Origin of the sequence: Stenotrophomonas sp. PS02301, assembly GCF_029959485.1 — a bacterium.
Taxonomy (GTDB): domain Bacteria; phylum Pseudomonadota; class Gammaproteobacteria; order Xanthomonadales; family Xanthomonadaceae; genus Stenotrophomonas; species Stenotrophomonas maltophilia_Z.
Map to the genome: position 1 here is coordinate 25,133 of NZ_JASCOO010000023.1, position 21,278 is coordinate 46,410.

General features: G+C 67.2%; 19 protein-coding genes. 16 read left to right on the forward strand and 3 right to left on the reverse strand.

Annotated features, from left to right (window positions below; all coding sequences use genetic code 11):
- The first annotated feature begins 63 nt into the window (after positions 1-63).
- The 4 genes from rodA (at position 64) to QMX81_RS08465 (ending at position 5,555) form a co-directional block, all read left to right on the forward strand.
- Positions 64-1,164, forward strand: coding sequence for a rod shape-determining protein RodA (rodA, locus tag QMX81_RS08450; protein ID WP_282260528.1), 1,101 nt, complete (start codon positions 64-66; stop codon positions 1,162-1,164).
- Positions 1,165-1,765: 601 nt separating this feature from the next.
- Positions 1,766-2,911, forward strand: coding sequence for a lytic murein transglycosylase B (gene mltB / locus QMX81_RS08455; protein ID WP_282260531.1), 1,146 nt, complete (start codon positions 1,766-1,768; stop codon positions 2,909-2,911).
- A complete protein-coding gene (locus QMX81_RS08460) occupies positions 2,908-4,230 on the forward strand; it encodes a septal ring lytic transglycosylase RlpA family protein (RefSeq protein WP_121039898.1) in 1,323 nt (440 codons plus the stop codon). The genes mltB and QMX81_RS08460 overlap by 4 nt, the downstream gene beginning before the upstream one ends.
- Before the next feature lie 107 nt (positions 4,231-4,337).
- Entirely contained in the window at positions 4,338-5,555 is a 1,218-nt protein-coding gene (locus QMX81_RS08465) for a D-alanyl-D-alanine carboxypeptidase family protein (RefSeq protein WP_152152282.1), read from the forward strand.
- Between the two features lie 59 nt (positions 5,556-5,614).
- Here the strand turns inward: QMX81_RS08465 and QMX81_RS08470 are convergent, their stop codons facing one another.
- A complete protein-coding gene (locus QMX81_RS08470; RefSeq protein WP_282260538.1) occupies positions 5,615-6,679 on the reverse strand; it encodes a lipid A deacylase LpxR family protein in 1,065 nt (354 codons plus the stop codon).
- Positions 6,680-6,872: 193 nt separating this feature from the next.
- Between QMX81_RS08470 and QMX81_RS08475 the strand changes: the two genes are divergently transcribed.
- The 7 genes from QMX81_RS08475 to gnd all read left to right on the forward strand — a co-directional run bounded on the left by QMX81_RS08475 (position 6,873) and on the right by gnd (position 14,258).
- Entirely contained in the window at positions 6,873-7,151 is a 279-nt protein-coding gene (locus tag QMX81_RS08475; protein ID WP_121041243.1) for a DUF493 family protein, read from the forward strand.
- The gene (gene lipB / locus QMX81_RS08480) at positions 7,139-7,846 is read left to right on the forward strand and encodes a lipoyl(octanoyl) transferase LipB (protein WP_121039888.1); all 708 of its coding nucleotides are present in this window, start codon (positions 7,139-7,141) and stop codon (positions 7,844-7,846) included. Before QMX81_RS08475 ends, lipB begins: the two co-directional genes overlap by 13 nt.
- A gap of 18 nt (positions 7,847-7,864) precedes the next feature.
- Complete coding sequence (gene lipA, locus QMX81_RS08485) at positions 7,865-8,878, forward strand: lipoyl synthase (RefSeq protein WP_121039885.1); 1,014 nt, start codon at positions 7,865-7,867, stop codon at positions 8,876-8,878.
- Between the two features lie 238 nt (positions 8,879-9,116).
- On the forward strand, positions 9,117-11,294 hold the full coding sequence (locus QMX81_RS08490) for a carboxy terminal-processing peptidase (protein ID WP_121039882.1): 2,178 nt from the start codon (positions 9,117-9,119) through the stop codon (positions 11,292-11,294).
- A gap of 129 nt (positions 11,295-11,423) precedes the next feature.
- Positions 11,424-12,050 (forward strand): DUF2242 domain-containing protein, encoded by a 627-nt coding sequence (locus QMX81_RS08495; RefSeq protein WP_282260546.1) that lies wholly within the window; start codon positions 11,424-11,426, stop codon positions 12,048-12,050.
- 21 nt (positions 12,051-12,071) lie between these two features.
- Positions 12,072-13,352: a hypothetical protein gene (locus tag QMX81_RS08500; RefSeq protein ID WP_282260547.1), complete on the forward strand. Its 1,281-nt coding sequence runs from the start codon at positions 12,072-12,074 to the stop codon at positions 13,350-13,352.
- Between the two features lie 3 nt (positions 13,353-13,355).
- A complete protein-coding gene (gnd, locus tag QMX81_RS08505) occupies positions 13,356-14,258 on the forward strand; it encodes a phosphogluconate dehydrogenase (NAD(+)-dependent, decarboxylating) (protein WP_282260549.1) in 903 nt (300 codons plus the stop codon).
- A gap of 85 nt (positions 14,259-14,343) precedes the next feature.
- Here the strand turns inward: gnd and QMX81_RS08510 are convergent, their stop codons facing one another.
- Entirely contained in the window at positions 14,344-15,384 is a 1,041-nt protein-coding gene (locus QMX81_RS08510) for an oxidoreductase (RefSeq protein ID WP_282260551.1), read from the reverse strand.
- A 170-nt stretch (positions 15,385-15,554) separates the two neighbouring features.
- On the opposite strand from QMX81_RS08510, the gene QMX81_RS08515 reads away from it, so the two are divergent.
- The 4 genes from QMX81_RS08515 to QMX81_RS08530 all read left to right on the forward strand — a co-directional run bounded on the left by QMX81_RS08515 (position 15,555) and on the right by QMX81_RS08530 (position 19,889).
- Positions 15,555-15,929: a BON domain-containing protein gene (locus tag QMX81_RS08515; protein ID WP_121039870.1), complete on the forward strand. Its 375-nt coding sequence runs from the start codon at positions 15,555-15,557 to the stop codon at positions 15,927-15,929.
- A 183-nt stretch (positions 15,930-16,112) separates the two neighbouring features.
- Positions 16,113-17,933 carry an ATP-binding protein gene (locus QMX81_RS08520; RefSeq protein ID WP_282260553.1) on the forward strand — a complete coding sequence of 607 codons (1,821 nt, stop codon included), beginning with the start codon at positions 16,113-16,115 and terminating at the stop codon, positions 17,931-17,933.
- Complete coding sequence (locus tag QMX81_RS08525; RefSeq protein ID WP_121039864.1) at positions 17,930-18,370, forward strand: response regulator; 441 nt, start codon at positions 17,930-17,932, stop codon at positions 18,368-18,370. The genes QMX81_RS08520 and QMX81_RS08525 overlap by 4 nt, the downstream gene beginning before the upstream one ends.
- A gap of 4 nt (positions 18,371-18,374) precedes the next feature.
- Positions 18,375-19,889, forward strand: coding sequence for an ATP-binding protein (locus QMX81_RS08530; RefSeq protein WP_121039861.1), 1,515 nt, complete (start codon positions 18,375-18,377; stop codon positions 19,887-19,889).
- On the opposite strand, the gene QMX81_RS08535 is transcribed toward QMX81_RS08530, so the two are convergent.
- Positions 19,890-20,624 (reverse strand): 20S proteasome subunit A/B, encoded by a 735-nt coding sequence (locus QMX81_RS08535; RefSeq protein ID WP_121039858.1) that lies wholly within the window; start codon positions 20,622-20,624, stop codon positions 19,890-19,892.
- An 84-nt stretch (positions 20,625-20,708) separates the two neighbouring features.
- Between QMX81_RS08535 and folK the strand changes: the two genes are divergently transcribed.
- The gene (gene folK, locus QMX81_RS08540) at positions 20,709-21,200 is read left to right on the forward strand and encodes a 2-amino-4-hydroxy-6-hydroxymethyldihydropteridine diphosphokinase (protein WP_121039855.1); all 492 of its coding nucleotides are present in this window, start codon (positions 20,709-20,711) and stop codon (positions 21,198-21,200) included.
- Positions 21,201-21,278: the final 78 nt, after the last annotated feature.

Here is a 21,278-nt window from a genome sequence, read left to right on the forward strand (position 1 = left end):
TCCGCTTTCTGTTCGCCGTGTCGCCTCCTGCTGTGCGTCGCGTCATCCACAGGAGTCGTCCGCATGGTCGAACTACTGCAGCGCGCACGCGCCGTGTTCCATTTCTTTTTCCGCACCCTGGATCTGCCCCTGGTGGGCGCGCTGTGCCTGCTGATGGTGGCCGGCCTGGCCGTCCTGCACAGCGTGGACGGGCCCGTGCATGCGCAGGCGATGCGCTACGGCGCCGGGCTTGCCGCGCTGTGGGGACTGTCGCGGCTGCCGGTGGTGACGCTGCGCGCGTGGTCGCCCTGGATCTACACCTTGTCCTTGCTGCCACTGCTGGCCGTGTATGTGGTCGGCACCGGCAAGTACGGCCAGCGCTGGTTGAACCTGGGCGTGTTCTACCTGCAACCTTCCGAGCTGCTCAAGCTCAGCCTGCCGATGATGATGGCCTGGTACCTGCACAAGCAGCCGTTGCCACCACGGCCGCGCGCGGTGCTGACCGCCGCGTTGCTGATCGGCGGCCCGGCGGTGCTGATCCTGCTGCAGCCCAACCTGGGCACGGCCACGCTGGTGACCGCCAGCGGGGTATTCGCGCTGTTGCTGGCCGGCCTGCGCTGGTGGTGGATGGCCGTCGCGCTGGGGGGGTTGTCGGTGGCCGCGCCGCTGGCCTGGTTCGGCCTGCTGCGGCAATACCAGAAGGATCGCGTGCTGACCTTCCTGTATCCGGAGAACGATCCGCTGGGCACCGGCTGGAACATCATCCAGTCCAAGATCGCGATCGGCTCGGGCGGCCTGCATGGCAAAGGCTGGGGGCAGGGCACCCAGGCCACGCTGGATTTCCTGCCCGAATACACCACGGATTTCGCCTTCTCGGTGCTGGCCGAGGAGTTCGGCTGGGTCGGCGTGGCGGCGGTGCTCAGCCTGTTCCTGTTCGTCACTGCGCGCTGCCTGTGGATCGCCAGCCAGTCGCGTTGTGGTTACTCGCGCCTGCTGGTGGGCACCACCGGCCTGGTGTTCTTCGTCTATGTGCTGGTCAACGGCGGCATGATCTCCGGCCTGTTGCCGGTGGTCGGCGTGCCGATGCCGCTGATCAGTTATGGCGGCACCTCGGCGGTCTCACTGCTGGCCAGCTTCGGGCTGGTGATGGCGGCGCGCCAGCATCAGCCGGTGCACGCGACGTGAGTTGCCGGTGCGGCCGCGATTGCGCACCCCAAGCACACGAAAACGGTTTCAGGTGCAAACGTTGTCAACGCGCGGAGATAAAAGTGAGAAGTGGCGCACAGATATGAAGTGACTTGATCTCGATCAATGGACTTGTCGTAAACGGCCTGCACAATGGCGGCCCGCCAACAACGACGCGCTGAGCCAAGCATCGCGGAGGGGGAGTCTGGCGGGGAGTAGTTGACCCAACAGGCAGAGGGGCGAGGCACGCGCTGGGGAGATGCGCGCCGCGCCGCTGCCGATCGGGTCCGGTTTGGCCGGTTGCGTCTGCGGGGATGGGGACGCAACCGGCGGACCTCTTGTGCGTTCTGCGTCTTTCTCAAAAGTGAGACGTGCGTTGCTCGATGGCCCTTCGCCGGGCGGCTGCGGTGAGCCAGCCATGCGCCTTGCCGCATCGCCGCGCGTTCGAGACGGCGACGGCACCTTCGTCAGACCATGAATGGGCAGGGGAGGCAGGGCCTCTCTACACGCGGGCTTAACGGTCGCAAAGAAACTCAGGCAATCCGTTGAGATTCATGGCCTTAGGGGTTTTAATTCATCCATGACCTGCTAACCTGCCGCGATGATTCGACGCTCCCTGGCCTGCATGCTCACGCTCGGTTTGGTCGCTTGTGCGACCCAGCCGCAGACTCCTTCACCGACGCCGCAGGCCTCGGGTGTCCCGGTTACGCCGGCCGCCGGCAACAAGGGGCCCGCCGAAGCCGCCCCCGAAGCCGCCGGTGCCAATGCTGCCCCGGTCGATCTGACCCCAGTGCCCTTCGAGGTGGCCCGCGCCAACTTCGTGCGTGACACCGCCGCCCGCTACGGGATTCCCGCCGCGCAGATCCAGGCAACCCTGGCCCAGGCACAGATCCGTGATCCGATCATCGCCGCGATGTCGCGCCCGGCCGAGCGGGTCAAACCGTGGAACGAATACCGGCCGATGTTCATCAGCCAGGCGCGGATCGAGGGGGGAAAGAAATTCCTCGCCCAGCACCGCGAAGAGCTGATGCGCGTGCAGCAGCGCACCGGCGTGCCGGCCGAAGTGATCGTGGCGATCATCGGCGTGGAAACCAGCTACGGCGGCAATACCGGTAATTACCGTGTGCTCGATGCGCTGTACACGCTGGCCTTCAAGTACCCGCGCAGCGGCGATCCGGCCAAGCTGGAGCGCGAAGTGCGCCGTGAGCTGTTCTTCCGCGACGAGTTGGCGCGCCTGTTCGCGCTGACCCGCGACGAGAAGCTCGACATCACTGCGATCAAGGGCAGCTACGCCGGCGCGATGGGCATGGGCCAGTTCATGCCGTCCAGCTATCTGGACTATGCGGTGGATGGCAACGGCGATGGCCGTCGCGATCTGTTCAACAGCTACGACGACGTCTTCTCCTCGATCGCCAATTACTTCGTCAAGAAGGGCGGTTGGGTGCGCGGTGGCCCGGTTGCCGTGCCGGCCAGGCTGCAGGCCGGTCGTGAAGAATTCAATCCGACCGAATGGGCGCCGACCTGGACCTTGTCCCAGTTGGCCCAGCGCGGTTACCAGCCCAGCGTCCCGGTCGCGGCCGGCTTGACCGCGACCCCGATCACGCTGGAAGGCAGCACCGGCAAGCAGTACTGGCTGGGCTTCCAGAATTACTACGCCATTACCCGCTACAACCTCTCGAAAATGTACGCGATGGCCGTGTACCAGTTGTCCCAGGCCATCGCCGGACAGGAGTTGCCGCCGGCATGAACACGATCGCACGCTCCAGATGGCTGATCCCGGGTCTGTTGATACTGGCACTGGCCGCCTGCAGCAGTGCGCCGAAGAAACCGGGTGGCAGCACCGCCAGCAGCAGCAAACCGTCCGGCGCGGTGGTGCAGGGCAAGGGCGGACGCCCGGCGCATTGTCCTGACGGGTCGCCCTACAAGGCGGCCGCGGAAGATCCGAGCACGCGCGGTGACTACCGCGCCGGCGGCCTGTACAAGCCCGGCGTGAATGACAGCACCCCCACCTACATCCCGAACGTGGCCTGCATCCCCGAGCCGGACGTGGTCGATCTGCCGCGCTCGCCGATCGGCAACAAATCGCCGTATGTGGTGCTGGGCAAGCAATACCAGGTGATGGACAAGACCCGCGGCTATGCCGAGAAGGGCACCGCCTCGTACTACGGCGCCAAGTTCCACGGCCGCCTGACCTCCAACCGCGAGGTGTACGACATGTACGCCTTCACCGCCGCGCACAAGACGCTGCCGCTGCCGAGCTTCGCCCGGGTCACCAACCTGGACAACGGCGAATCGGTGATCGTGCGGGTCAACGATCGCGGCCCGTTCCACGATGGCCGCGTGGTCGACCTCAGTTATGCCGCCGCCGTGCGCCTGGGCATCACCCAGCGTGGCACCGGCAACGTTGAAGTACGCGCGCTGGCCCCGGGGGATGACAACCTGCTGGCCGACAAGCCCAGCCGCCGCGAGCGCCGCGAGGTCGCCGCCGCTGCGGCAGCCGCCACCACGGCCAGCGCTGCCGCGGCACGCCGCGCCAGCGATATGGATGCCCTGGTCGGCAAGCTGCCGGCCGCCACGGCCACGCCCGCCGCCGCCGCCAAGCCGGCCGGCGAGCAGTACCGCTACCGCGTGGCCGACTCGGCCAAGCCGGGCAACGCCGACAACTTCGATCACTGGATGCGCGACAACGGCGTGCGCGTGGCGACCGGCAAGCCTGCCACCACCCAGGCCGCCAGCGTCAACAGCGCCCCGGTCGCGGTGGCCGCCTTGCCCGCCGCCGCACCTGCAGCGCGCCCGGCACCGGCGCCCAGTGCGACGCTCTCCCAGCAGGTGCTCGGCAGCGTGCTGCTGCAGGTCGCCAGCTTCGCCAGCCGCGACAACGCCACCCGCGCGCTTGGCCAGTTGTCCTCGGCGGGTATCGCCGGGGCCAGCATCAGTGACATCGTCAGTGGCGGGCGCACCCTGTGGCGCCTGCGCGTGCCGGCCCCCGACCACGCCAGTGCCTCGGAACTTGCCGGCCGGATTGCCGGTCTGGGCTTCGGGGCGCCGCAGATCGTGAAGGACTGAGCCTTCCGCTGCCCGCGGCACGCCAGCGCGTGCCGCCGCTCCTTGGGCCTACAATGCCCGTTATCCCTCATCCACCCCTTGGCGCCCCTCCAGGAGCTTGCTGTCCGATGAAATTCCGCTTTGCCGCCGCTGCCATGGCCACGACCCTGTTCGTGGGCATGGTTTCCGCCCAGACCCCCTTGCCGACCCCGGCACCGGCGCCTGCTCCCGCCGCCGCCGCACCGGCCACCGTGGCCACGCCGCCGGCTCCGAAGCCCAGCGTCTCCAAGGCCTGGATCCTGATGGATTACGCCACCGGGCAGGTCCTGGCCGGTGAAAACGTGCACGAACAACTGGCCCCGGCCAGCATCACCAAGGTGATGACCTCGTATGTCGTGGCCGCCGAGGTCAAGAACGGCAAGGTCCGTACCGACGACCAGGTGATGATGAGCGAACGCGCCTGGCGCGAGGGCGGCGCCGGCACCGACGGCAGCTACAGCGGCTTCCCGGTCAACCAGACCGCGCGCCTGGAAGACATGGAAAAGGGCATGGCGATCCAGTCCGGCAACGATGCCGCGATCGCCTTGGCCGAACACGTGGCCGGCAGCGAAGAGGCCTTCGCCTCGCTGATGAACAGCTATGCCGCCAAGATCGGCATGAAGGATTCCCACTTCGTCAACGCCCATGGCCTGAGCGCCCCGGGCCACCACACCACCGCCTACGACCTGGCGCTGCTGGGTCGCGCGATGGTGCGTGACTACCCGGAAACCTACGCCTACAACAAGGTGAAGGAATTCACCGTCGGCAACATCACCCAGCCCAACCGCAACCTGCTGCTGTGGCGCGACCAGAGCGTGGACGGCATCAAGACCGGCCATACCTCCGAAGCCGGCTACTGCCTGATGAGCTCGGCCCAGCGCGGCGACCAGCGTCTCGTGGCGGTGGTCCTCGGTGGCGGCTCGGAAAAGCAGCGCGCCGATGACAGCCTGGCGCTGCTCAACTGGGGCTTCCGCTTCTTCGAAACCCACCGCATGTACGAGCCGGGCAAGGTCGTGGCCGAGCACAAGGTGTGGAAGGGCAAGACCGCCACGCTGCAGCTGGGCGTGGCCCAGCCGATGCTGGTCAGCGTCCCGCGTGGCCGCTACAACGATCTCAAGCCGAGCATCGATGTGCCCAAGACCCTCGAAGCCCCGTTCACCGCCGGCCAGCAGGTCGGTACCCTGAAGGTGATGCTGGACAACCAGGTCGTCGCCCAGGCCCCGCTGGTGGCCGTGGCCGCCGTGGAAGAAGCCGGCTTCTTCAAGCGCCTGTGGGACAGCTTCTGGATGTGGTGGGAATCGGAGTAATCCGATTCGACCGCACTAAGAAAAAAGACCGGCGAAAGCCGGTCTTTTCATTTCTGGCGTTACAGCGACCGGCTGATCGTGAAGCTGCCGAACACCGGCGCCTCGCGCTGCCCATCGAACTCGCGCGTGCTGTGGTAGCGCGCCAGCGCGAACTTCCAGCGCCCACGCATCACCGCCAGCCCGTACCCGGCCTGGCCGACCACATGCCGCTTGTCGACACTGTGGCTGTTGCGGAACGTATTGCCGTCCAGCGTGATATCGCGGATCACCCACGCTGCATCGGTCGTGGCGAACAGATGCCACGACCATCCGCTCGGCTTGCCACCGCGCGTCGGGGCCGTGTTCTCACCGGCGGGGCGCAGCGGCGTACTGCCGAAATCGTCCGGCAGCTTCCAGCCGAAGCGCACTTCACCACCGGCATTGACGTGCGTGGCCAGGTTGCCCACCGCGCCGCCGTAATGGCTGATCGCATCCCAGCCCCAGCCGCCCAGATTCTCGCTGGCATCGGCCGGCCACCGGCGCATCCGCTCGTGCGTCAGCATGACCACCGGCTCGTTGTGCAACTGGTTGTCCCAGCCCTGGAATTTCTCGTCGCCCAGCAGCTCGTGCACCGCGTTCTGCACCTCCTCGCCGAGCGCCCACGGCCCCACCACGCCCACCGCCAGCTGCGTCGTCTGCAGCCGGTCGCCGCGGCGTGCGTTGTACCCGAAGCTGCCGATCAGCACGCCCGCATACGGCCGGTCGTCTTCGATCAGGTCCTTCCGGGTGAAATCGGTTGGGGTGAAGATGCCCTGGGCCAGGCTGAAGATCATGTTCTGCTGCTCGTACTGGCCCGGGTGCAGCCGCTCCAGGTGGCTGTTGACCCAGCGCGCCAGGCGCGGCAGACAGGGATCGTCGGTGTAATCCACCAGATTCGGCGACACGAAGGTGATCTGGGCCCCGTTGGTATAGCCCTGATCCTGGTCCTTGCCACCGAACAGGTCGTTGTCAACGCGGACATTGATCTGCGGCGGGTGTTCGCGCATCGCATCGGGCCCGCATTGGGGGGCGGCGTGGGCAGCAGGCGCGGCCAGGGCCAGGACACCGGCGAGTGCGGCCGGTAGCGCAAAAGGCTTGAAGGACATGGGATACCAGACAGGGATTTATGCTTTCTTAAGCCGATACAGCGTAGTCAGAGCGTGATGTCGTGAACAGCGCTGCGCACGCACTGCTGCGTATCAGTGGCGATACAGGCCTTTTCACGTGCCGTTCGGTACCGCTGTGCGCACGATCAAGCAGCGCTTGGGTTCGGGCGCGGGCATCCCCATAATCCCGGTCATGGAGATCAAGTCTGACAACCCCGACCACGGCTTCCAGTTCCCCGGCCAGTTCGAACTCAGCGCCATGGGCGCGGCCGGCAACGACCTGGAACGCGAACTGCCACGCCTGCTCGAGCTCGCCGGGCTGGAAGTACTGACCGAACGGGTCAGCTGGAAACACTCGTCCAACGGCAAGTACGTATCCGTGCGACTGGTGTTCAAGGCCGACAACCGCGAACAGTACGATGCCGCCCACAACGCGCTGCGCGACCACCCGGAAGTGAAGTGGACGCTGTAGCCAGCTGCGCCACTGCCGCGGCCCCGGGCGACCGGGCGCCGCAACCGGCCATCGTGCGTGACCTCGGCCGCCAGCCCTACGCCCCGGTCTGGCACGCCATGCAGCGCTTCACTGATGCCCGCACCGATGCCACCCGCGATGAACTGTGGGTGGTCGAGCACGACCCGGTGTTCACCCTGGGCCAGGCGGGCAAGGACGAGCACGTGCTCGCTCCCGGCGATATTCCGGTTCTTCATGTCGACCGCGGCGGCCAGGTGACCTACCACGGCCCCGGCCAGCTGGTGATCTATCCGCTGCTGCAGCTGCGGCGGCTGGGCATCGGGGTGCGCGACTACGTGTGCCGCATCGAACAGGCCATCATCGACACCCTGGGCGACTGGAACATCGGCGCCGAGCGCCTGGAGGGCGCGCCCGGGGTCTACGTGGGCGGGGCCAAGGTGGCCGCGCTCGGCATCCGCGTCCGCCGCGGCTGCACCTTCCATGGCCTGTCCTTCAATGTGGCCATGGACCTGGAACCGTTCCGCCGGATCAACCCCTGTGGCTATCAAGGGCTGCAGGTGACCTCGGTGGTAGACTTGGGGGGACCGTCCGGCATGGCGGCCGTCACGCCGGTGCTGCTGGGCCATCTGGCCCGCCAGTTCGGCCTGGACCTCGAGCCGGCCGCTGAACTACCCGATTTGACTGACGCGGCGTGAACGCCGCCGACCAAGGCCATGACTGAAACCACCGCTCGCCTCATTCCCCTGCAGGTTGTGCAGGGCGACACGCCGTCCGCCGCCCCGTTGCAGACGGGCGTCAAACAGATCGGCGGTGACAAGATCGGCCGCTCGCCGGTGCAGTTCGCCGACGTGCCGGTGCTGCGCAAGCCGTCGTGGATCCGCGTGCGGATTCCCTCCGGCAACGCCGTGCAGAACCTCAAGGCCAAGCTGCGTGAGAACCGCCTGGTCACGGTCTGCGAGGAAGCCAGCTGCCCCAACATCCACGAGTGCTTCAGCCACGGCACCGCGACCTTCATGATCCTCGGTGAGGTCTGCACCCGCCGTTGCTCGTTCTGCGACGTCGCCCACGGCCGGCCCAAGCCGCCGGACGCCAATGAACCGGCCAGCCTGTCCCAGACCGTGGCCGACATGGGCCTGAAGTATGTGGTGGTGACCAGCGTGGATCGCGATGACCTCCGCGACGGCGGTGCCCAGCACTTCGCCGACTGCATCGGTGCCATCCGTGCCAAGTCGCCCAAGACCAAGATCGAAGTGCTGACCCCGGACTTCCGCGGCAAGGGCCGCATGGAGCGCGCGCTGGAGATCCTGGCGACCAACCCGCCGGATGTGTTCAACCACAACATCGAAACCGTGCCGGATCTGTACCGCAATGTGCGCCCGGGCGCGGACTACCAGTGGTCCCTGACCCTGCTCAAGAAGTTCAAGGCCCAGCACCCGGAGATCGCCACCAAGTCCGGCATCATGCTCGGCCTCGGCGAGACCCTGGAGCAGGTGCAGGCCACGCTGCGCGACCTGCGCGAGCACGACGTGGACATGATCACGATCGGCCAGTACCTGCAGCCGACCGCACATCACCACCCGGTGCTGCGTTACTGGACCCCCGAGGAGTACAAGGCGCTGGAGGAGTACGGCAATGCGCTGGGCTTCAGCCACGTCGCCTCCGGGCCGATGGTGCGCTCGTCCTACCACGCCGACCGCCAGGCGGCCGACGCCGGCGTCGCCGGTTGATCCAGCGGGCCCTTCGGGGCCCGTTCTGCCAATCCCTCCCGTCTTTCCCCGGCCGCGGCCCTGAACCGCGGATGGCCGCAGGCCTGTGCCTGCCCGCCGTTCTGCCCGGTATTCACAAATTTCTCCAACGGCCTCGGTAGGCTGAAGGCCCCGGTGACAAACGCGGCAACTTTCGGCACTGTCGTGGTGTCTGTAATGCACGCAGTCTCTCCCTTGGCAAGGTGCCACGAGCTAGTCCATGAAATTCAAAGCCCCCGCATTCCTGATGGCCCTGGCGCTCACCGCGCCGATGGCACTGGCCGCCTACGCCGATTCGCCCGCGCTGCCTTCGGCGGCCACGGCCGACCAGGTGACCACCTCCAAGCTGGTCTACGGACTGCTTTCGGACAGCCGATACGCCTACCGGCCGCGTGCACTCGATGCCGCGACCTCCAAGGACGTCTTCAAGCGCTACCTGGAGTCGCTCGACAGCAGCAAGCAGTTCTTCACCCAGGCCGACATCACCCGCTTCGCCCCGTTCGAGGCCAACATCGCCACCGCCATCCGCGGCGGCGAGCTGGAGCCGGCGTTCCAGGTGTTCGCGGTCTACAAGCAGCGCGTCGGTGAGCGTGTCGGCTATGCGCGCAAGCTGCTCAAGACGGATTTCGATTTCAGCACCGATGAGAAGTTCGAGTACGACCGCAAGGACGTGCCGTGGGCCGCGAGCAGCGCCGAGCTGGACGATCTGTGGCGCAAGTCGGTCAAGAACGACTGGCTGCGCCTGAAGCTGGCCGGCAAGCAGCCGGCCGAGATCCGCAAGACGCTGGACAAGCGTTACGCCACGCTGGAAAAGTCGGTCAATGAGCTCAAGGGCGAGGACGTGTTCCAGTTCTTCCTCAACGCCTACACCAGCGCGGTGGACCCGCACACCGATTACTTCACTCCGCGCACCGCCGAGAACTTCAACCAGGCGATGTCGCTGTCGCTGGAAGGCATCGGCGCGCAGCTGCAGCGCCAGGACGACATGGTGGTGATCCGCGAGGTCATCGCCGGTGGTCCGGCCGCCGTCAACGGCACGCTGAAGCCGGGCGACCGCATCGTCGGCGTGGGCCAGGGCAAGTCCGGTCCGCTGGAAGACGTGATCGGCTGGCGCATCGATGATGTGGTGGCCAAGATCCGCGGCAAGAGCGATACCCAGGTGCGCCTGGAATTCATTCCGGCCGAAGAGGGCGTCGACGGCAAGCACCACACCCTGGTGCTGACCCGCCAGAAGGTGCGTCTGGCCGAACAGGCCGCCAAGGGCGAGACCCTGACCATCCCGGCCAAGGATGGGGAGCCCGAGCGCAAGGTGGGCGTGATCAAGCTGCCGACCTTCTACCAGGATTTCGAAGGCCGCCGCCGCAACGCCGCCGACTACGCCTCTGCGACCCGCGACGTGGCCAAGCTGCTGGCCGGCTTCAAGGCCGACAAACTCGATGGCGTGGTGCTGGACCTGCGCAACAACGGCGGTGGTTCGCTGGATGAAGCGATCGAACTGACCGGTCTGTTCATCGAACAGGGCCCGGTGGTCCAGGTGCGCGAGTCCGGTGGCCGCGTCACCGTCAACAGCGACCGCAGCGAAGTGGTGGCGTGGGACGGCCCGCTGGCCGTGCTGATCAACCGTGGCTCGGCCTCGGCCTCGGAAATCTTCGCCGGCGCCATCCAGGATTACGGCCGTGGCCTGGTGATCGGTGAGACCACCTTCGGCAAGGGCACCGTGCAGAACATCGTCGACCTCGACCGTTGGCCGAGTGGCGAGACCCAGCGCTTCGGCCAGGTCAAGCTGACCATTGCCCAGTTCTTCCGCGTCAGCGGCAGCAGCACCCAGCACAAGGGTGTGGTGCCCGATCTGGCCTTCCCGGCCAGCGTGGACGCCAGCGAGTACGGCGAAAGCACCTACGACAACGCGCTGCCGTGGACCCGCATCGCCGCCGTGCCGCACACCCAGTACGGCAACTTCGGCCCGCTGCTGCCCAAGCTGGAAAGCCGCCACGACACGCGCATCGCTGCCGACAAGGAATTCCAGTGGTGGAACGAGGATGTCGAGCAGTTCCGCGCGGAGAAGGCCAAGAAGTACATCTCGCTCAACGAGGCCGAGCGCCGCGCCGAGCGTGAGAAGCAGGACAAGCAGCGCACCGACCGCCAGGCCATCCGCAAGGAACTGGGTCTGGATCTGGATCCGCTGGCCGATGACAGCAATGACGACGGCCTGACCGGCAACGAGCGCGACATCGTCAAGGATGCCGCCCGTGAGAAGGCGGCCGAAAAGCGTCCGGATCCGCTGCTGCGCGAGTCGGCCGCGATCCTGGCCGATGCGGTCAACCTGCTGGAAGCCGACCGCCCGCTGTCGGCCCAGGTGCTGCCGCAGTCGACCGGTGTGGGCCGCTGGGCGGACTGACCGCCACGGCTGCCGCAGCTGAACCGGTGACAACTCCACAGGCCGCCCTTCGGGGCGGCCTGAGCGTATCCACCTCCTGCCAACGTGCACAGGTCTATCCTTGGAGGCTGGATTTCCGCAGGAGCGGCCATGCGCTTTCGTCGTGTACGTTCGATCCCGCTGCTGGCGGGGCTCGCCGCTTTGACCGCCTGTGGCGGCCGCGCCGCTGACAGCACGCTGATCCGGGAGTCCTTCGACTCCGGCGATACCTATTCGCGCACCGTGCCCGGCCCGCCTGCCCAGGCCTGCGAGGCCGCACGCCGTACCCTGCTCAGCCAGGGCTACGCGATCGCCCGCGCCGGCGATGACGCAGTGGAGGGCAACAAGAACTTCCAGCCCAAGGATGAAGAGCACGAGCAACTGGTGCTGCGCATCTCCTCTGCGCCGCGCGGCGACCAGGCGCTGGTATTCGTCAGTGCCGTGCAGGACCGCTACGCGCTCAAGAAGAGCCCGACCTCGGCCAGCGTCGGCGTGGGCGCGCTGGGCTCGGTGTCGCTGCCGTTCGGCAGCAATGACGACTCGCTGGTGAAAGTGGCCAGCAGCACCGTGCAGGACGCCACCTTCTACCGCCGCTTCTTCGAACGCCTGCAGCAGTATCTGCCCGCGGCGGCCGTGCCCGAGCCCACGCCGGCCGCGGCGCCCGCGACAGCCCCGGCTGCGGCGGTGGAGGCCACGCCTGCCACGGTGGTGAGCGATACCCCGGCCTCCCTGCGCTGAGCGGGCGGGGTGAGGCAGGCCATGGCAGCAGGATCGCGGCGCTGGCGCCGCCATGCGCTTGCGGTCCTGCTGGGGCTGATCCCGGCGGGCAGCGCGTGGAGCGCGTCGTCCTGTGCGCAGGGCGTGCTGGAGGAGCTTGGCTGGCAGATCGCTGCAGCCGACATCGACGCCCCCAAGGTGCACGGTGGTCCGGTCTGCGAACGTGCCGATCTGCGCCAGGCCCAGAGCGCCGGCGACCTGCGTGTGCAGCTGCCGCGCCAGTGGTCGGCGGACCAGCGGCAGGCCTGGCTGCCCACGTTGTTCGATGACCCGGCCACGGTCTGCGCGTACGCCTTCCAGCTTGGCGCCGCTACCCGCCGCGCCACCACCGCGCTGCAGGACAACGACGGCTTCCGCTTTTCGGCACTGCAGCTGGGCTGGATCGGCTTCGGTGCCGGCGGCGCGCAGGCCAAGGGCTGGGAGCGCTTCCGCAGCTTCGGTCGCGGCTATCAGCCGGCCGAGGCCAACAGCGCGGCACTGCAGACCTTCTATGAAGGGCGCGTGCGGGCCGAATGCGGGGTCGGCCGCCAGGTCGCGCAACTGGCGACCCAGCGCGAGCTGTACGGCGATGCGGCGTTCGATCGCGAGTTCTCGGCCGATGAGCTCTCCATCGGCACCTTCCTGACCCTGCACGAGACCGACAGCATCCTGCTCGGCCGGCACGCCGGTGAGTTCCTGGCCGACGGCAAGGCGAAGAAGACCGCCCTGCGCGGGCGGCAGGCGTTCGTCGGCACGCCCGGCTTCATCGAGCACGTGTTCGAGCGCAAGTACCTGGACGACATCAACAACCAGGCCGAGAACTTCGTGGTGGTCGATGTCAGCGATGCGGCGGCACGCGCGCTGCGCGAGCACGCGGGATTCGCCTATTACGACCAGATCAACCGGCGTATCTGGGCGCTGGCCCAGCGCATGCCGGGCCCGGGGCCGCGCCGGTTCGAGCGGCTGCTGATCGAGCGCGACCCGATCTGGCGGCGCGAGGTGCCGGCCGAGCAGCAACCGCTGCTGAAGGAACTGGATGCCTTGCTGGACGATCCGTTCTACCAGGGGTTCCTGATTTACGTGCATCCTCGGGGTATACGTCCTATCGGGTACCACATCGCACGCCTGCTCGATCGCAATCCGCGTACACCGTTCGCGATCGAACTGGGGCTGCACAACCTGCATACCACGCTGTATCGGCGCTGGATCGACGCACGCCTTCGCCAGTGCGATGCCCCGCCGCCAGCGTTCCTGCAAGACAACACGACAACTGAGCAAAGGTGATTCATGGATATTGCAATGATCGGGCTGGGCCGCATGGGTGCGAACATGGCCGAGCGGCTGCACCGGGGCGGCCACCACGTGATCGGCGTCGATCCGGGTGAGGCCGCCCGCAGCGCGGCGGCCGCGCGTGGGTTCCAGGTCAGTGCCTCGATCGCCGAGACGCTCGCCGCGCTGCCGGTCCCGCGCGTGGTGTGGCTGATGGTGCCGGCCGGCGTGGTCGACCAGACCCTGGCGTCACTCTCGCCGCATCTGTCCGAAGGCGATGTGGTGATCGACGGCGGCAACTCGTACTACAAGGATTCCATGCGCCGCAGCGAACAGTTGCAGGGCGAGGAGGTGACCTATATCGACTGCGGCACCAGCGGCGGCGTGTGGGGCCTGCAGGAGGGCTACAGCCTGATGATCGGCGGTGACACGGCGGCGGTCGAACGGATCGGGGCGATCTTCCGCACGCTGGCGCCGGGCGAGGACCGTGGCTGGGCGCATGTGGGGCCGAGCGGGGCAGGGCACTTCTGCAAGATGGTCCACAACGGCATCGAGTACGGGATGATGCAGGCCTATGCGGAAGGCTTCGCGTTGATGCAGCACAAGACCGGGTTCAACCTCGATCTGGCGCAGGTGGCCAAGGCCTGGCAGCACGGCAGCGTGGTGCGTTCGTGGCTGCTCGATCTCAGTGCCGACGCACTGGGCCGCAACCCGCAGCTGGACGGCATCGCACCGTATGTCGAGGACTCCGGCGAAGGCCGTTGGACCGTCGCCGAGGCGATCGATCTGGATGTGCCGGCCCCGGTGATCACGCTGTCACTGCTCGAACGCCTGCGCTCGCGCGAGAAGAACTCCTTCAGCGACCGCCTGCTGGCGGCGATGCGCAACGAGTTCGGCGGTCACGCGATCAAGACCACGTAAGACCCATCGATGCGGGCCGGCCGAACCCCATCGTCCGGCCCGCATCCACGCATGGCGGGGATCTACGTGGGCGGGCGTGGCCAACTCAAAGGGTCACCCGCCGCCCGCTGCGTGCACTCTCTGCGCCCGCCTCCAGCAGGCGCATCAGCTGCAGCGCCTGCGCAGTGCTGACCGGCGCTTCGCCCACGCCCAGCATCGCATCGCGGAAGGCTGCATAGAACGCCCGGTAATCGCCGGGCACGTTGTCCACGGTGCTGCGCCGGGTGTGCCCGTCGGCATCGATCCGCACCAGGTGACCGTGCTGCGGATCCAGTCCCCAGCCCGGGGCGCCAGGGGCAATGCCGCGCCGCAGCTGATCTTCCTGCACGTCCAGCCCGTCCTTCAGATAGCTGCCGGCATCGCCATGCACGATGAAGCGCGGGCCGGAGGCGGCCACCAGCGAGCCGGCATGCAGGATCGCGCGATGCCGGGGGTAATGCAGTACCGCATGGAAGTAGTCGTTGCCCAGCGCGTGCTCGCGCTGCGCCATCAGGTCCACACTGATCGCGCCGGGCCCGCCGAACAGCTGCAGCATCTGGTCCAGCAGGTGCGGCCCCAGATCCATCCACAGCCCGCTGCCGGGCGCATCGCTTTCGCGCCAGCGTTCGCGCACCTGTGGGCGGAAGCGGTCGAAGTGGGAATGGCATTCGGCGACGCGGCCGATACTGCCGTTGTCGATCACCTGCTTGAGCGTGAGGAAGTCGGCATCGTGGCGGCGGTTCTGGAACACCGTCACCACCCGGTCGGCGTCGTGCGCGGCCTGCACCACCGATTCGGCCTCCGCCACGGACAGTGCGAACGGTTTGTCCACCAGCACATGTTTGCCGGCCGCCAGTGCGGCGCGCGCCAGCGGGGCATGCGCATCGTTGGGCGTGGCGATCACCACCGCATCCACCGCCGGGTCATCGAACACCGCCTGCGGGTCATTGCAGATGCGCACATCGGTGAAGCTGCGCAGCAGGCGATCCCGCTGCGAGCTGACGATGCTGTGCAGTGCAAGCCCTGGCGTATGCAGGATCAACGGCGCATGGAACACGCTGCCCGCCAGCCCGTAGCCGATCAAGGCGACCTGAAGTGTGGCGGCCATGGTGCGCTCCAACATAACGGGGCAGGACAGCGTAACGGCTGCGCGCGCGCGGCGGAAATCTGAACGATCGGGCGCCAACCTGAGTGGTTCACGGCAACGTTATGCGGCGCCCACGTCCCGTCCACGGCCGTGCACGGACACTGGCTGCACATCCGCAAAGGAATTCGAACATGACCAACACGACCCGTAATCTGCTTGCTGCTTCGCTGGCCCTGGGCATGGTGCTGGGCACCTCGACTGCCATGGCCAAGGATCCGCCGAAGACCACCGATCATGCCGCGATGACCCACGCCGACAAGCACGACTCGGCCGAGCCGGTCACTGACAGCTGGATCACCACCAAGGTCAAGACCGACCTGCTGACCAGCAAGAACGTCCCGGGTACTGAAGTGAAGGTGGAGACCGTCAATGGCGTCGTCACCCTGACCGGTACCGTGGCCAGCCAGGCCGAGCATGACAAGGCCGTACGCGTGACCCAGCAGATCAAGGGCGTCAAGCGCGTCGATGCTGCCAACCTGAAGGTGGCTGCGACCGCCGCACGCTGAGCCCCACCGCTACATCGCTGAACAGGGCGCGCCTTCGGGCGCGCTTTTTTTTTGGCAGGCCGCCTGCCCCGTATTCACAAAGGGGTGGAGTATATTCAACGCTTCGCCATTGCCGATGGGGCTGCGCGGGCCGGCGCTGCCGCCTGGGCCGGGTCGTCGATGGCATCGAGCTGACGAGGGACTATGGCGCTGGTGTTCAGTGATCAAATCTGGGACCGCTGGCGTCTGCCGGCCTTGGCCCTGGCGGCGGTAGCCATCATCGTGGTGCCGTGGCTCACCCTGCGCAAGCTGGCCAATGACAACGTCGATGCGATGAACTGGGTCACCCATACCCAGGATGTCGGGGTGGCGGTCTACCAGTTGCAGGCCGATGTCCGCGATGTCGAATCCGCGGCGTTGACGATGTCCAAGGGCATCGACGCCCCCGGCCTGCGTGAGCGGCTGGCCCAGGCCGACGACATTCCCGGGCGGCTGGCGCGGTTGGCGGAGCTGACCCGCGACAATCCCGATCAGCTGGTCCGGATCGGTCGCATCCAGTCCATGCTCGAGCGCCGGATGGAACTGGCCAAACAGTTGGCCCGTTCCTCGCCCGATGCCGATCAGCGCCAGCTGGTGGCCGACCTGACCACGCGCTACCCGATCCGCAGCCTGGTAGAAGAACTGCAGGCCACCGAGGAGCAGCTGCTCAAGCAGCGCTCCACGCTGTTTGCCGCACAGCAGCGCCAGGGCGAGTTCGTGTCCTGGTCGGCGCTGGTGGTGCAGTTGCTGTTGCTTGGCCTGGTGCTGTGGCTGTTGCAGCGGCAGATCCGCCACCGCCTCTCTGCCGAACGTGCCTCGCTGCGCGCGGCCGAGCGCGCGGCCTCGGTGCTGCATACCGTGCGCGAGCCGATCGTGCTGCTCGACCGCAGCCTGCGGGTACAGATGCACAACCCCGCGTTCGCCGAACTGTATGGGCTGGACGAGGAGGCCTCGCCCGAAGGACTGCCGCTGGACAGCATCGGCGACGGTGCCTGGGCCGATGCGGTGGTCCGCCAGCGCCTGACCGATGTGCTGCTGCGCGGCCGCGAGCTGTGGGACTACGAGCACGAACAGCGCACCGCCGATGACGTGGTCCGCATCATGCTGATCAACGCGCGGCGCATGCCGTTGCCGGACAAGGATGACGAAGTGGTGCTGATGACGGTCAGCGATGTCACCGTCCAGCGCGCCGTGCAGCTGCGGGTGGAAGAGCTCAACCGCCAGCTGGAAGGGAAGGTCGAGCAGGTCTCCGAGGTCAACCGCGAACTGGAAGCATTCAGCTACTCCGTCTCGCACGATCTGCGCGCGCCGCTGCGTCACGTGGCCGGCTTCTCGGACAAGTTGACCCGTCACCTGGGCGAGGGCGCGGACGAAAAGTCCCTGCATTACCTGGGCGTGATTTCCAATTCGGCCAAGCGCATGGCCGCGTTGATCGACGACCTGCTGGTCTATTCGCGCCTGGGCCGGGCGGCGATGCGGCTGCAGGCCGTGGACATGCAGTCGCTGGTGGCCGACACCCGCGCCATGCTCGATGCCAACCAGCAGAGCGAGTCGGAGAGCAGCGGGGTGCCGCACCATATCGACTGGAAGATCGCGCCGCTGCCGATCATTGTTTCCGATGAAAACATGATGCGGCAGGTCTGGCTGAATCTGCTCGGCAACGCGATCAAGTATTCTTCCAACCGCGAGCCGGCCCGGATCGAGGTCGACTACAAACTGCAGCCGGACGGCAGCCATCTGTTCACCGTGCGCGACAACGGCGCCGGCTTCGACATGGCTTACGCCGGCAAGCTGTTCGGGGTGTTCCAACGGCTGCACAAGGCCAGTGACTACCCCGGCACGGGCATCGGCCTGGCCAGTGTCCGCCGGGTGCTGACCCGCCACGGGGGCCGCATCTGGGCCGAGTCGGTGGTCGATCAGGGCGCCACGTTCCACTTCGTTCTTCCACCCGCGCTCGACGCAATCAACAAGGGCTCCGCCGCATGACCGCTCTCCGTACCATCCTCCTTGCCGAGGACAGCCCCGCCGACGCCGAGATGGCCATCGACGCATTGAAGGAGGCTCGCCTGGCCAACCCGATCGTGCACGTCGAAGACGGCGTGGAAGCGATGGATTACCTGTTGCGCCGTGGTGCCTTCGCCAACCGCGACGAAGGCCTGCCGGCCGTGCTGCTGCTGGATATCAAGATGCCGCGCATGGATGGCCTGGAAGTGCTCAAGGAAATCCGCAACACCGAGGAGCTCAAGCGGCTGCCGGTGGTGATCCTGTCATCCTCGCGCGAGGAAAGCGATCTGGCGCGCAGCTGGGACATGGGCGTGAACGCCTACGTGGTCAAGCCGGTGGACGTGGACCAGTTCTTCGGCGCGGTGCAGACCCTGGGCAAGTTCTGGGGTTTGATCAACCAGGCACCGGAGGTCGAGTAAGACCATGCCGCTGACCGGCCCTGCGTTGGGTGCCCTGCGGATCCTGCTGATCGAGGATTCGCCGGAAGACGCCGAACTGATGTGCGAGCAGATGCTCGACGCTGGCCTGGAGGCCAGCTTCGAGCGGGTCGAGAGCGCGCAGGAACTGCGTGAGGCGCTCGAGCGCGCCGCGCCGGACATCGTGCTGTCCGACCTGAGCATGCCCGGCTTTTCCGGCAATGAAGCGCTGCAGATCGTGCGCGCCGCGTTGCCCGAGGTGCCCTTCATCTTCGTGTCCGGCACGATGGGTGAGGAAAACGCGGTGGCCGCCCTGCACCAGGGCGCCAACGATTACATCATCAAGCACCAGCCGGCGCGCCTGCCCTCGGCGGTGGCGCGTGCCGTGCGCGAAGCGCGCAGCGCGATCGACCGTCAGCGGGTGGAAGCCGAGCTGATGCGCGCGCAGCGTCTGGAAAGCCTGTCGCTGCTGGCAGCCGGCCTGAGCCACGACCTGCGCAACATCCTGCAGCCGCTGCTGATCATGCCGGACCTGATGAAGGCACGCACCGACGATCCGCAGCTGCACCATCTGGCCGACATCATCGCCGAGTGTGGCCGGCGCGGGCATGAGATGGCCGAATCGATGCTGTCCTTCGTGCGCGGTTCGCGCAACAGCAGCGAACACATCTGCCTGGTCCACCTGTTCGAAGGGGTCGAGCTGCTGCTGCGCAGCAACCTGCCCGCCAAGGTCACCCTGCACCTGGAGGTGGCCGACGGCCTGGCGGTGGATGCCAACTACACCGAGCTGCAGCAGGTCCTGCTCAACCTTGCGTTGAATGCCATCCAGGCCATGCCGGACGGCGGCCGGTTGACCCTGCGCGCGGCATCCGCCGCCGATACGCATGGCGAGGACTGGTTGCGGATCTCGGTGACCGATGAAGGCATCGGCATGGATGCCGATACCCTGTCGCATCTGTTCAATCCCTTCTTCACCACCAAGGCCACCGGCACCGGCCTGGGCCTGATTTCGTGCAAGCGCATCATTGAAGGCGCACACGGCAGCATCCACGTCGACAGCCAGCCGGGTGTCGGCACCCGCTTCGATCTGTTGCTGCCGATGCGCGAGATCGCCGACACCGCCGCTACGGTCGATGGGCCGATCGCCGCCGGTACCGGCCAGTCCATCCTGGTCGTGGACGGTGAGGCGACGCGGCTGTCGCTGCTGGGCAACGCGTTGTCCAGCCAGGGCTATCACCTGCAGCTGGCTTCCGATGGTGCGGCCGCGCTGCGCTGGATGCAGCAGGAGAGCATGCCGGCACTGGTGATCGCCGATGCCGGTTCCAAGCTGCTCTCGGCCAGCCACCTGCTGGGCGAGATGGCTACGTTGGGCTATCGCGGGCCGGCGCTGGTGCTGGAAGAAGCCGAGGTGACCGTGCCGCTGGCAGTGTTCCCGCCGGGCATCAATGTGCACGTGCTGCGCAAGCCGCTGGAAATGCAGCAGGTGTTCCGTTCGGTCGCCGAGGCGCTGGAAACCGCCTGATCAGGCCTCCCAGGGGAACCGGGGGAGGCTGGCCACGGCCTGTTCGAGCTTGAAGGACCAGTTGCCGTGGATTTCCGCGTACAGCGGGCTGTCGCCGGCCAGGCGCATGCGCTGGGTGATGCGCAGGTCATCCTTGCGGATCAGCACCAGATCCACCGGCAGCCCGACCGACAGGTTGGAGCGGATGGTGGAATCCAGCGAGACGATGGCGGTGCGCGCAGCGTCTTCCAGCCGCGTCTGCGGGCGCAGGATGCGGTCGAGGATCGGCTTGCCGTACTTGGACTCGCCGATCTGCAGGAACGGGGTTTCCGGCGAGGCCGCGATCGCATTGCCGAGCGGATAGATCATGTACAGCCCCGGATGCTCGCCGCCGATCTGGCCCCCCAGGATCAGCGTGGCCTGGGTCACGATGCCATCCTGGCCCGCCTCATGCGTGCTGGATTTGACCTGGCTGTCGAGCAGCACCCGGCCCACGTACTCGGCCACCTCGAACAGATGCCGGTAGGCGCGCAGGTTTTCCGGGCGCTGTTCCTCCACATCACGGCGCAGCCGTGAGATCAGCAGCTGGGTGGTCGCCAGGTTGCCCGCGGCCATGATGACGAAGGCGGCTTCCCCGGCAAACTCGAACTCGTGCAGCTTGCGGTGCACGCGCACGTCGTCCAGCGACGCGTTGGTGCGGGTGTCGGCGGCGAAGACCAGGCCTTCGTCCACCTCGATGCCGACGCAATAGGTCATGTCGGTGTCCTATGATGTGCACCCCGATTCTATGCGCTGGGCATGTTGCCCCCGTGTGGAATCGCCCCACGTACGCTGAATACCATGACCACTGCGCTCCTGAGCCTGGGCAGCAACCTGCAGCCGCAACAGCACCTTCACGCCGCGGTGGAGGCGCTGCGCGCGCGTTTCGGCGCGATCGCGGTATCGCCGGCCTACCGCACTGCCGCGGTCGGCTTCGACGGCCCGGACTTCCTCAACAACGCCGTGGCGATCGAGACCGAGCTGCCGCTGCAGACGCTGGATGACTGGCTGCACGCGCTGGAAGATGCCCACGGCCGCGACCGCAGCGGCCCGCGCTTCAGCGACCGCACCCTGGATATCGATGTGGTGTTCTACGGCGACCTGATCGTGGAAGGCCCCGGCCACCTGCGCATCCCGCGCCCGGAGCTCAGGCACGCCTTCGTGCTCAAGCCGCTGGCCGACATCGCCCCGGACTTCCGCGATCCGGTCAGCGGACTGACCCTGGAGGCGCTGTGGCGCGCGCATCGGCAGTTCGGCGAGCCGTTCGACACGATGGACCTGCTGCCCGGCTGATCGATGCACCGGGGGGTGCCGGCTGCTGGCCGGCACTGCGCCCACGCTCGGTTCATGCGGAGCCGGCCAGCGGCCGGC